Consider the following 11,969-nt stretch of genomic DNA (forward strand, 5'->3'; position numbering starts at 1 on the left):
TACAACATGAGGTTTGCACCATGAACGCCACCATTCGCAAGATCGGCAATTCCGAAGGCATCATCATCCCGAAGGAAATCCTTGACCGGATGGGTTTGAAGGCCGGGGATACTTTCGAAATCCGCGAGGAGAACGGCAATATTGCGTTGATCCCCGAACAGGTGGACCTTGCGGAACAGCTCAAAGCCGCCCGTCTTGGCATGGAGAAATACCGTGTCGCCCTGAAGGAGCTTGCGAAGTGACAGCCATCAAATGGCTGTTGCGGCAAGCAATCGAGATCATTCATCAGGAGCAACTGGCGGAACATGGCGGGCTGCCGGGACTGAAGGATGAAAACGCGCTGGAAGCAGCTCTCGCCCGCCCTCTTCACAAAAATGCCTATGGGGAAGAGGACATCCATGTGCTGGCTGCCGCATATCTTTATGGGTTTGCGCGCAATCATCCATTCTCGGACGGCAATAAACGCACGGCCTATCTGGCTGCATTCACCTTCCTGGTGATCAACGGCTATCTCATCGAGGCCACCCAAGCCGAAGTCATCGAGTTTGTCCTGGCCGTCGCCGCCGGCGAAATCGACGAGGACGGTGCGACGCGTTTCTTGCGCGATCACACCGTTCCCCTCACCTGATCATCCTGCGAACTTGCCGCTTCTGGGAAAACCCTTCGGAACGGTTCGGCCGGCCGTGGCGCGGTCGGCGATCCATTCCAGAAGCTCGTCCTTGCCGCGGGTGAACGAACGGCCGGCGCTGTCCTCCCAGGAAAGGCCATCGGCCATCGCAAAGCACCTGATGTCGGAAATGCCGCCATCCTTGTAGCGCTGCAGGCGCACGCCCTTGCCACGTGTCATCTCTGGAAGCTGGGCGAGCGGGAAGACCAGCATCTTGCGGTTCTCGCCGACGATCGCGACGTGATCGCCCGTCACCGGCACCACGAGCTTGGCCTCGTCCCGCATCCCTTCCTTGTTCTTCTCCGGCGCGCCGACATTCATGATCTGCTTGCCCTTGCGGGTATTGGCGACCATCTCGCTTTCGGCGACCACGAAGCCGTTGCCCGCGGTCGAGGCGAGGATCACCTTGCGCGACGGGTCATGGACGAAGGCGGTCAGGACGTCCTGGTCGTTTTCCATGTCGACCATGATGCGGATCGGTTCGCCGTGACCACGGCCGCCCGGCAGCTTGTCGGCGCCGAGCGTATAGGCCTTGCCGCCGGTGGTGACGAGCAGCAGCTTGTCCGTGGTCTGCGCCGGAAAGGCAAGCTTCGGCCCGTCCCCTTCCTTGAAGGTCAGGCTGGACGTATCGGAAATATGCCCCTTCAGGGCGCGAATCCAGCCTTTCTGCGAAACGACGACGGTGATCGGCTCCTTCTCGATCATCGCCTGCTGGATCGCCTCGACATCGGCGTCGGGCGCCTCAGCGAACTGGGTGCGGCGGCGGCCGAGCTCGGTCGCCTTGGCATACTGCTTCTTGACGTCCTGTATCTCGACCTCGATCATCCGCCACTGCTTGTCGTCGGAAGCGAGCAGCGCCTCGATATCCGCCTTTTCCTTGGTGAGGTTGTCATGCTCGGTGCGGATCTCGATCTCTTCGAGCTTGCGCAATGCGCGCAGCCGCATGTTGAGGATCGCTTCGACCTGCACGTCGGTCAGCGACCAGCGCGCCATCATGACCGGTTTCGGCTCATCCTCCTCGCGGATGATGCGGATCACCTCGTCGATGTTGAGGTAGGCGATCAACAGGCCGCCCAGGATCTCCAGGCGCCTGTCGATGGCCGCCAGCCGATGCCGCGAACGGCGGATCAGCACCTCCTTGCGATGCGCCAGCCATTCGACCAGCACCTCGTTGAGGGCCATGACCCTCGGCACGCGTCCCATGGAAAGGACGTTCATGTTGAGCGGCAGTCGGCTTTCCAGCTCGGTGAGCTTGAAAAGCGATTCCATCAGCAGCGTCGCGTCGACCGTGCGGCTCTTCGGCACCAGCACGACGCGGATGTCCTCCGCCGATTCGTCGCGCACGTCTTCGAGCAGCGGCAGCTTGCGGGCAAGCAGCAGTTCGGCGATCTTTTCGATCAGCCGCGACTTCTGCACCTGGAAGGGAATTTCGGTGACGACGATCTGATAGCCGCCGCGGCCGAGATCCTCGGTTTCCCATTTGGCACGCACGCGGAACCCGCCGCGGCCGGTCTTGTAGGATTCGATGATCTGGTCGCGGCTGTCGATGATGATGCCGCCGGTGGGCAGATCAGGCCCCGGAATGAATTCGACGAGCTTCTCGACCGTCGCATCGGGATGCTTGATCAGATGCAGCGCCGCATCGCAGAGCTCATGGGCATTGTGCGGCGGGATAGAGGTCGCCATGCCGACCGCGATGCCCGAAGCGCCGTTCGCAAGCAGGTTCGGGAAGGCGCCGGGAAGAACGATCGGCTCGGAATTCGATTCGTCGTAGGTATCGCGGAAATCGACCGCATCCTGGTCGATGCCCTCCAGCAGGAGTTCGGCCACCGCCGTCATCTTGCTTTCGGTGTAACGCATGGCGGCCGGGCTGTCGCCGTCGATATTGCCGAAATTCCCTTGCCCGTTGACCAGCGGATAGCGCAGCGAAAAGTCCTGCGCGAGGCGCGCCAGCGCGTCGTAGATCGCCTGGTCGCCGTGCGGGTGATAGTTACCCATCACCTCGCCCACGATCTTCGCACATTTGCGGAAGGCCGAGTTCGGGCGAAGGCCCATTTCGCTCATCGCATAGACGATGCGGCGATGGACGGGTTTCAGCCCGTCGCGCACGTCCGGCAGGGCGCGGTGCATGATGGTGGACAGCGCATAGGCGAGATAGCGCTCCTCGAGCGCCGCCTTGAGGTCCACCGGAAGAATGTGGTCGCCGCCGTCACCGGGCGGATTTACGATCTGTCCCATAGGCCTTGACTAGCTGAAAGGCTGATTCCCGGCAAGAAAGCCGGGAGAATCAGGCTGTGGATGAATATAGAGAAGGTGGTTCAGGCTTCCTTTACCCTGAGATATCGGCCGCAATTTTGCCGGAAGAAACATGGAACAAAATCATGGACGTTTCCGGAAGCTTGCCTATAAGTGCGCCGTCCAACGATAAAGACCGCGGGCCGGACCTTTGCCCGCCAGGAGGAAACTCGATGAAATACTCGACCAAGGCCCGGCTTCTCTCCGCCGGCGTTGCAGTTTTTACATTCGCAGGCCCGGCGCTCGCCCTGGACGGCAACGACCTCGTCGCGAAGATCAACGGAGCGATTTCGGCGCAAGGCGGCGGCAGCCTCTCCGCGGAATCGGTCGCCGTCAGCGGTTCGGAAGTGACGCTGACCAACGCCAGGTTCACCGCCCCGTCCGGGCAGCCGAGCCTGCCGCTCGGGACGATCAAGTTCGAAGGCGTGGCGGAGGACGACGGCGGCTACACGGCTGAAACCGTCTCGTTCGACAACCTGAACGTCACGCAGGACAAGGTTACCATCACCGCCTCGGACATTTCCATGAGCGGGCTCGTCGTTCCGTCCAATCCGGCGTCGGGCGGCCTCGACGCCATCCTGCTCTACGACGAGGCGCATGTGGGCAAGATGGCCGCCACGATCGACGGCAAACCCGCCTTCTCCGTCGATGAGATGAACGTCACCTCGGAAGTCGCCGACGACAATTCCTCGATCGGCTTCGATCTCCAGGCCAACGGCATCAAGAGCGACCTGAGCCTCGTCGAGGATGCCAGCGCCAGGGATGCGCTCCAGCAACTCGGCATCACCTCGCTGGACGGCAAGGTGACCATGCAGGGAAGCTGGGCGCTCGAGGACGGCACGCTGGATATCGACGAATATGCGCTCGATTTCGCCAAGATCGGCCGCCTCAACCTCACCTTCAGCATTTCCGGCTACACGCTGGATTTCATCAAATCGGCGAACGAGACAGCCAAGGCGATGGAATCGAACGCCAACAAGGAAGAGGCACAGCAGGCCGCAAGCCTCGCCATGCTCGGCCTCATGCAGCGTCTCACCTTCAACAGCGCGGAAATCCGCTTCGAGGATGCCGGCATCACCAAGCATGCTCTCGACTATGCGGGCAAGCAGCAGGGGACGACAGGCGCGCAGATGGCGCAGATGCTGAAGGGCATGACCCCGATGTTGCTCGCGCAATACAACATACCGGAACTGCAGAACATGCTGAGCGCTGCGGTCAACACCTATCTCGACAACCCCGGCAGCTTCACGATCACCGCCGAGCCGGACAAGGGCGTGCCCTTCCCGATGATCATGGGAGCCGCCATGGGCGCGCCGAACACCCTGCCGCAGGTGCTGGGCGTCAAGGTCAGCGCCAACGACTGATCCCGTCATCGACGCAAAACCCGGCGATCGCTCGCCGGGTTTTCCATTATTCCCGCAGGAATCTGCATCATTCCAGAACCTGGATCACAGCCCGCGTCTGCGGATTGACGATGACGCGGTGGTCGTTGACCACCGTATAGGCATAGTCCGAATGGCCCTGGACCTCATGGATCTCCACCGTGTCCGGCAATGTCGCACCGATTGCGATCGTCCCGTCATAGGTCACGGACGGCACCCTTTGCTCCAGGACATAGGTGCGCACCTCGCCCGGAAGAACGACGGTCGAATTCGTGGTGACCGGGTCCTGCGTGATGACTGGCGTCTGGGCATGGGCGGCGCCGGAAAGAGCAATCAGAGCCGCGCCGGCGGCCATCAATGTCTTGTGCATGTTCTTTCTCCCTGTATTTGTACCCGTCCTAACAACACAGTCGGAAAGATGGTTCCCGGCGCTCTCCGGCGCTTGGCGAATGCAACCAAGGCACCTTGACGCCACGGGGCGACGCAAGCGAAAACCGTTGTGCGGCGCGGCAGGGGCACTCAATCCCCCAGGGCCGGCATCGCCGTCATCAGTGAAAGGCTTCCAGTTTCATGCTGTCGTGGCTCGCCGCCGAAACCCAGACGATCGAAAGGCTCGACAGCTCCCGCAAGCGTTTTGAGCCTGCCCACCCTTCGTATTACAACGGCCGGCCCGGCAACCAGTTGCAACGGTTGATGACAGCGCGCCGGGATTTCCTGTCGATCTGGCGACAGAACGATCACAAGGAAGCGGTCCGCGACATCAAGCTCCTCAGGCGGCAGATCGTTGCCGTAAACTCGCCCGAGGCGATCAAATACGTGGTCGCGACGCGGCACGAGAATTTCGAGCGCAAGACACCGCAGATGCGCCGGGCGCTCGAATATCTTCTCGGCGACGGCCTGTTCATCTCGGATGGCGAGACCTGGAAACAACGGCGTCCGCTGGTCGCCGACATCGTCCACAAGCATCGCGTTCCCGCCTTCGGCGACATCATGAAGAACACATCGCTCGAACTCGTCGAGCGATGGACCACGCTCGGCGAAGGCGCTTCCGTCAACGCGCTCTACGAGATGGCCGGCCTGACGGCGGAAATCATCTCGCGCAGCGTCTTCGGCAACGACCTCGGCGAGGAAAGCGCCGGCATGGTGACCGACGGCTTCACCAGCTACCAGGCGCTGATCGATTCCATCAACATCGGTTATTTCCTGGGTTTCGACGAGGGCCTGCCCCTCTTCAGGACGCCGTCGCTGCGCCGGTCGGTCAAACGCATCCACAGCATCATCGACCGGGTGATCGAGGATCATCTGGCCGGCAAGGGCGACGACAATTCCATGGTGGAATTGCTGATCCGCCGGCAGAAACGCAATCCGGAGCTCAATCTCGACGTGGTGGCGCTGCGCAACGAGGCCGCGACCATTTTCATGGCCGGCCACGAAACCACCGCCGCGACGCTGACCTGGGCATGGTATCTGCTCTCCAGGGCACCCTGGATCGAGGAGGCGATCCATGCGGAGATCGAGGCCGTCTGCGGCAGCAACGTGCCGACCGTCGCCGATGTGGCGAACCTGAAATGGTGCACGGCGGTCATCGAGGAGACGCTCAGGCTTTACCCGCCGGTCCCGATCCTGGCCCGGCAGGCCAAGGAGGCCGACCGGATCGGCGATCTGGATGTCAAACCGGCCTCCCTCGTCCTGATCGTGCCATGGGTCCTGCACCGGACCCCCTCGCTTTTCCAGGACCCGCATCTCTTCAGGCCCGAGCGTTTCCTCAGCGGGAAACGGCCTACGCCCTACAGCTACATCCCCTTCGCGAGCGGCCCTCGCATATGCCCCGGCCTGCAGTTCGGCCTGACGGAGGCAATCCTCTGCCTTGCCGTGCTTGCCCAGCGTTTTCGCCTGCGCGTGCCGGAGGATCACGAGGTCGAGCCCATCTGCCGGCTGACGCTCCGCCCACGCGGCGGCCTGCCCGTCACGCTGCACCGGCGGTGAGGCACGGATGGCCGAGACAGAGGAGACGCCGCCCGCCGCGGGTCCGACCAAGCGCAAGGCATGGCTTTACAAGGAAGCTGGCTCTCCGGTGCTTGCGGACCTCTTTGCCGGCGGCGACGCAAGGCGGCGCTTCCTGGATTTCTGGCTGCGCGACAACCTGGGCAATGCCGCCGAAATCCTGCTATTCTTCGCTTTCAAGCTCCTGCCGGCAAGCCTCGTCTCCAAGATCGGAAGCCACCTCGGCCGTTTCGCGGTGCCGCGCTGGCACAAGAAGGCCCTCTCCCGCGTGCGGGGCAATCTCAGGACCATCCGCCCGGACGCCTCCGAAGCCCAGATCGACCGGTGGGCGGAGGAATTCGCCGAAATCCAGGGGCGCCAGCGGACCGAATATTCGGTCGTCCAGCGGCTTGCAGCGAGCCGCCGGAACATCCGCTTCGCAGGCACCGAAAACCTGGTGAAGGAATGCGCGGGCCGGCCGGTGATCTTCATCGGCTTCCATACCGGCAACCTCGAAATCCTGTGGCAATGCCTCGTCAACATGGGGCTCGACGTCACCACCAATTACGACCCGCCGAAGCGCCCTTCGCACCGGTGGATCGCCAACCGCGTCCGAAGGCGCGGCGGCCTCGGCCTGCTGCCTCCCGGCAGAAGCTATGTCCGGCCTGCGCTCAGGATTCTCGAATCCGGCGGCAGGCTGCTCATCTATTGCGACGAAGGGTTCGGCGGCGTCATGCGCGCACCCTTCTTCGGCCGCCGGCCGCATCTGCAAAGCAATTATGCGCTGGTTTCGCGGATGGCGCGCAAGACCGGCGCCCTCATCCGCCCCGTCTATCTGACACGGGAGGGCGGCACGCGCTTCACGTTCCACGCCTTGCCGGCGGTGGATCTGCCTCCCGAAGACACGCCGGGAAGCCGGCTGCTCGAAGACGTGATCCTGCTCAACGCCGTCGTGGAACCGGTCATCGCCGCGCATCCGGGCCAGTGGTTCTTCATTGACAACCGGATGGTCCCGCTCTGATTCATACCGGAACCCATCAGCAGAGGAGGTTTGACGGATATGCCCTTTGAAAAGAGCGAGCAGGAAACCTACCCGGCCATAGACGGGGCGATCGATGCCGCCCTCGCCTCGAAGCGGCTGGTCGGCACCGTGGTTCTGGCCGCCCGGGACGGGGAGATCGTCTATCGCCGCGCCGCGGGCCTTGCCGATCGCGAGGCCGGCCTGCCCGTCAGGGAGGATACGATCTTCCGCCTTGCCTCGGTGACAAAGCCGATCGTCACCATCGCCGCGATGCGCCTCGTCGAACAAGGGCGGATCGGCCTCGACGATGCCGTGACGACATGGCTGCCGGACTTTCGGCCGCGTCTTGCCGATGGAGGCGAACCCGTCATCCGCATCCGCCACCTGCTGACCCATACGTCCGGCCTCAGCTATGGCTTTGCCGCGGAAAACGGTCCCTATGAACAGGCCGGCGTTTCCGACGGCCTCGACCGGCCCGGCCTGTCGCTTGCCGACAATCTCCACCGCATCGCCTCCGTGCCGCTGCTCTTCGAGCCGGGCGCCGGCTGGCAATATTCCGTCTCCATGGACGTGCTCGGCGGCGTCATCGAGAAGGAGACCGGCATGAGCCTCGGCGACACGGTCGCCGACCTCGTCATGCGGCCGCTCGGCCTTTCGGACACGGCTTTTGCCGTCACCGACCGCAGCCGCCTCGCCGCGGCCTATATAGACGGCGTGCCCGAGCCGCAGCGGATGGGGGAAACAGCAAAGGTTTTTGCGCTGACCGGATCGGTGCGATTTGCGCCCGACCGCATCTTCAACCCGGGCTCCTTCCATTCCGGCGGGGCGGCATGGCGGGGACGGCCGGCGACGTGCTGGCCGTGCTGGAAACCATCCGGAAAGGCGGCGCGCCTTTGCTGAAGCCCGAAACCGTCAAGACCATGACGACGAATCAGGTCGGCGGGCTTCTGGAGCCGACGCGGCCGGGCATGGGCTTCGGCTTCGGCTGGGCGATCGTCCTGGACCCGGCGAAGGCGGGCCTCCCGGTTTCGCCCGGCACCCTGCAATGGGGTGGCGTCTACGGCCATCACTGGTTCATGGACCTGCGCAAGAGGATCACCGTCGTGGGGCTGACCAACACCACGCTGGAGGGCATGTGGGGCCAGTTCACCCTCGACCTGAAAAAGGCTGTCGACGACTCGCTCTGAGGCAATTCCGGCAGAAGCACGAAGCGGCCCTGCATCGGCAGGCGCAGGGAGCAATGCCTGAAGACCGAATCAAAAGCCCGGCTTTCGGCCGGGCTTTTTGGGAAGGGTTCAGTCCTTCTTCTGCGGAGGAATGATGCGGAGCGCCAGTTCCCGAAGCTGCGTCGGGGTTGCTTCCGAAGGCGCGCCCATCAGGAGATCCTGTGCCTGCTGATTCATCGGGAAGAGCGTGATCTCGCGTAGGTTCTTCGCACCGGTGAGCAACATCACGATGCGGTCGATGCCGAAGGCGCAGCCGCCATGCGGAGGAGCGCCGTACTGGAAGGCACGGTACATGCCGCCGAAACGCTCTTCCACGTCCTGCTGGCTGAGGCCGACCATCTCGAAGGCCTTGACCATGGTTTCAGGAGACTGGTTGCGGATCGAACCCGAGGCGATCTCGAAGCCGTTGCAGACCGCGTCGTACTGGAACGCCTTAATGGCCAGCGGCTCCTTCGTTTCCAGCGCCTCGAGGCCGCCCTGCGGCATCGAGAACGGGTTGTGGGCGAAGTCGATCTTCTTCTCGTCCTCGTTATATTCGAAGAACGGGAAATCGACGATCCAGCACAGTTCGAAACGGTCGCGGTCGATCAGGTTCAGCTCGTCGGCCGCGCGGTTGCGCGCCTCGCCGGCGAACTTGTAGAACTTGTCCGGATCGCCGGCAACGAAGAAGCAGGCGTCACCGTCATCGAGGCCGAGCTGGGTGCGGATCGCATCCGTGCGTTCCTCGCCGATGTTCTTGGCAAGCGGGCCTGCGCCTTCCAGCTTGTCGCCTTCCTTGCGCCAGAAGATGTAGCCGAGGCCCGGCTGGCCCTGCTGCTGCGCCCAGGCGTTCATGCGATCGCAGAAGGCGCGCGAACCGCCGGTCCTGGCCGGAATCGCCCAGACTTCGACCTTCGGGTTCGAGGCGATCATGTTGGCGAAGACCTTGAAGCCGGAACCCGCGAAATGATCCGTCACGGCCTGCATCACGATGGGGTTCCTGAGGTCCGGCTTGTCGGAACCGTATTTGCGGATCGCCTCGTCATAGGGAATGAGCGGCCATTGTTGGGTGACCGGCTTGCCTTCGGCGAACTCCTCGAAGATCGAGGTCATCAGCGGGCCCATCGTGTTCCAGACATCTTCCTGGGTCACGAAGCTCATTTCGACGTCGAGCTGGTAGAACTCTCCCGGCAGACGGTCGGCACGCGGGTCCTCGTCGCGGAAGCACGGCGCGATCTGGAAGTAGCGGTCGAAACCGGCAACCATCAGAAGCTGCTTGTACTGCTGCGGCGCCTGCGGCAGCGCGAAGAACTTGCCCTGGTGGATGCGGCTCGGCACCAGGAAGTCGCGCGCGCCTTCCGGCGAGGAGGCCGTCAGGATCGGCGTCGTGTATTCGGTGAAACCGACATTGCCCATTTCGCGGCGCATGGCGGAGATGATCTGGGTGCGCTTGACGATGTTCTTGTGCAGCGTCTCGCGGCGCAGGTCGAGGAACCGGTATTTGAGGCGCACGTCCTCCGGATAGTCCGGCTCGCCGAAGACCGGCAGCGGCAGCTCCCGGGCGGCGGAGAGAATCTCGATCTCCTGCGCATAAAGCTCGATCTCGCCGGTCGCCATGCCCTTGTTGACGGTGTCTTCGGAACGGGCTTTCACGACGCCGTCGATGCGGATCACCCATTCGCCGCGCACGGTTTCGGCCTGTTTGAAGGCCGGGCTGTCCGGATCGGCGACGACCTGCGTCATGCCGTAGTGGTCGCGCAGGTCGATGAAGAGGACACCGCCGTGATCTCGCACGCGATGCACCCAACCGGACAGGCGGACGGTGGAACCGACATCGGACTTCCGAAGGGCGGCACAGGTGTGGCTGCGGTAACGATGCATTTCAAGAATCCTGGACTGGTGCGTCTACGGCTATCGGCATGCGAAGCGCTGCCGGCCGGTCAGATGGAAAATCGGCGCGAAAAGCGCATGGACCGCCCGATTTGTCAAGGCTTGGCGGTGGACGCGGCCGCGGCGGGCGCGGACACGGAACCGTCCACGACGAGATTATCGGCCATGAAATCCACAAAGGCGCGTATTTTCGGCGACAGGAAGCGGCTTGTCGGCCAAAGCACACGGAACGTTCCCGTCTGGACGATATGGTCATCGAGCAGGGCGACGAGCCGCCCGTCGTCGAGCTGCGGCCTGATCGCGAACGGCGGAAGGCAGGCAATGCCGAAACCTTCCTCGGCAAGGTGGATGATCGGCTCAAGCGTGCTGGCGGTGACGGCGACCGGCAGGGCAAGCCGCGCGTCGCCGTCTTCGGCGGCCAGCGGCCAGGGCTCAAGCTTGCCGCTGCTCGGGTAACGGTGGTGCAGGCATTTGTGATCGAGAAGGTCCCGAGGCGCCAAGGGCCGCCCCCATGTCTCGACATAGCGGGGCGAGGCAACGATCCGGTGACGGAACACCCCGAGCTTGCGGCTCATCAGCCGCGTATCGCGGACTTCGCCGGTGCGGACGACGGCATCGAACCCCTCCTCGATCACATCCACCAGGCGATCGGTGAAATCGAGATCCATGGTGATTTCAGGATAGGTCCGCATGAAAGCCGAAATCGTGGGCATCAGCAGTATCCCCACCAGCGGCAGGCTGACGCGCAGAACGCCGCGAGGGGCCGCATGCAACCGCGACAGCTCCGATTGGGCCGCATCCAATTCGGACAGGATGCGCCGGCAGGTGTCCAGGAAATAGCTGCCCTCCTCGGTCAGCGTCATGCTGCGCGTGGAGCGATGGAAAAGGCGCACCCCCATCTCCTGCTCCAGCCTCGCCACCGCCTTGCCCACGGCGGAGCTCGATATTCCAAGCCGGCGCGCGGCGGCCACGAAACTGCCGCCCTCGGCCGCCTGGACGAATATCCCCAGCGTTCCCAACCTGTCCATCTTCACTCCCGATTGCAGAATAAATGTCCGCACTGTCGTGAATACCGGATTATTTATCCGCGATCATCCCCTCTGTATCCAGTTCCGGTGCGGCCAGGACCGCTTTTCCGACCGAAAGGATTCAATTGATGGATACGCTTTTTCCCGCCCATTTCTCCGCAGCGCCGGAACCGACCACCTTCATCGTCAACGTCATCCATGCCCATCCCGGCAAGCAGGAGGAAGCCTTCCGCGTTATCCAGGACGTCGTTCACTACGTCGCCGAACGGAAGGCGGGCTTTCTCTGGAGCAATCTCGCCAAAAGCTCGGACGGCAAGACGGTGGTGAACATCGAGGCCATCCGCGATGCCGGCAATGTGGACGAATTCTTCTCCGATCCGGTCTTCCGGGAGAAATTCCGCAAGCTCGACGAGGTCGCGACATTCGAATTCCACACATATTCCGTCGGCGATCTCGTCCTGCCCAAGCTCGACCGGCAAAGCTAGCGCCATCCGGCGA

At 63.0% G+C, this 11,969-nt stretch carries 10 protein-coding genes and 1 pseudogene; 7 read left to right on the forward strand and 4 right to left on the reverse strand.

The annotated features are described in order from the left end of the window. Positions 1 to 20: 20 nt before the first annotated feature. Both ACFFP0_RS19955 and ACFFP0_RS19960 read left to right on the forward strand, forming a co-directional pair. Positions 21 to 242 carry an AbrB/MazE/SpoVT family DNA-binding domain-containing protein gene (locus ACFFP0_RS19955; RefSeq protein WP_377263951.1) on the forward strand — a complete coding sequence of 74 codons (222 nt, stop codon included), beginning with the start codon at positions 21 to 23 and terminating at the stop codon, positions 240 to 242. Beyond that, on the forward strand, positions 239 to 628 hold the full coding sequence (locus ACFFP0_RS19960) for a type II toxin-antitoxin system death-on-curing family toxin (protein ID WP_377263952.1): 390 nt from the start codon (positions 239 to 241) through the stop codon (positions 626 to 628). Before ACFFP0_RS19955 ends, ACFFP0_RS19960 begins: the two co-directional genes overlap by 4 nt. On the opposite strand, the gene parC is transcribed toward ACFFP0_RS19960, so the two are convergent. Beyond that, positions 629 to 2,905, reverse strand: coding sequence for a DNA topoisomerase IV subunit A (gene parC, locus ACFFP0_RS19965; RefSeq protein ID WP_377263953.1), 2,277 nt, complete (start codon positions 2,903 to 2,905; stop codon positions 629 to 631). Positions 2,906 to 3,135: 230 nt separating this feature from the next. Between parC and ACFFP0_RS19970 the strand changes: the two genes are divergently transcribed. Then, positions 3,136 to 4,326, forward strand: a complete 1,191-nt coding sequence (locus tag ACFFP0_RS19970) for an aq_1923 C-terminal domain (RefSeq protein WP_377263954.1) — start codon at positions 3,136 to 3,138, stop codon at positions 4,324 to 4,326. 67 nt (positions 4,327 to 4,393) lie between these two features. Here the strand turns inward: ACFFP0_RS19970 and ACFFP0_RS19975 are convergent, their stop codons facing one another. Then, positions 4,394 to 4,714 carry a DUF1236 domain-containing protein gene (locus tag ACFFP0_RS19975; RefSeq protein ID WP_377263955.1) on the reverse strand — a complete coding sequence of 107 codons (321 nt, stop codon included), beginning with the start codon at positions 4,712 to 4,714 and terminating at the stop codon, positions 4,394 to 4,396. Between the two features lie 200 nt (positions 4,715 to 4,914). On the opposite strand from ACFFP0_RS19975, the gene ACFFP0_RS19980 reads away from it, so the two are divergent. The 3 genes and pseudogenes from ACFFP0_RS19980 (at position 4,915) to ACFFP0_RS19990 (ending at position 8,535) form a co-directional block, all read left to right on the forward strand. Then, positions 4,915 to 6,330, forward strand: a complete 1,416-nt coding sequence (locus ACFFP0_RS19980; protein ID WP_377263956.1) for a cytochrome P450 — start codon at positions 4,915 to 4,917, stop codon at positions 6,328 to 6,330. A 7-nt stretch (positions 6,331 to 6,337) separates the two neighbouring features. Beyond that, complete coding sequence (locus tag ACFFP0_RS19985; RefSeq protein WP_377263957.1) at positions 6,338 to 7,348, forward strand: lysophospholipid acyltransferase family protein; 1,011 nt, start codon at positions 6,338 to 6,340, stop codon at positions 7,346 to 7,348. 39 nt (positions 7,349 to 7,387) lie between these two features. Then, a pseudogene (locus ACFFP0_RS19990) lies at positions 7,388 to 8,535 on the forward strand (serine hydrolase domain-containing protein). 108 nt (positions 8,536 to 8,643) lie between these two features. Here ACFFP0_RS19990 and aspS read toward each other — a convergent pair. Next, on the reverse strand, positions 8,644 to 10,434 hold the full coding sequence (gene aspS / locus ACFFP0_RS19995; RefSeq protein WP_377263958.1) for an aspartate--tRNA ligase: 1,791 nt from the start codon (positions 10,432 to 10,434) through the stop codon (positions 8,644 to 8,646). Positions 10,435 to 10,538: 104 nt separating this feature from the next. Further along, positions 10,539 to 11,471, reverse strand: coding sequence for a LysR family transcriptional regulator (locus ACFFP0_RS20000; protein ID WP_377263959.1), 933 nt, complete (start codon positions 11,469 to 11,471; stop codon positions 10,539 to 10,541). Positions 11,472 to 11,599: 128 nt separating this feature from the next. On the opposite strand from ACFFP0_RS20000, the gene ACFFP0_RS20005 reads away from it, so the two are divergent. After that, a complete protein-coding gene (locus ACFFP0_RS20005) occupies positions 11,600 to 11,956 on the forward strand; it encodes an antibiotic biosynthesis monooxygenase (RefSeq protein WP_377263960.1) in 357 nt (118 codons plus the stop codon). Positions 11,957 to 11,969 lie beyond the last annotated feature (13 nt).

It is taken from the genome of Neorhizobium puerariae (assembly GCF_042429745.1).
GTDB lineage: Bacteria > Pseudomonadota > Alphaproteobacteria > Rhizobiales > Rhizobiaceae > Neorhizobium > Neorhizobium puerariae.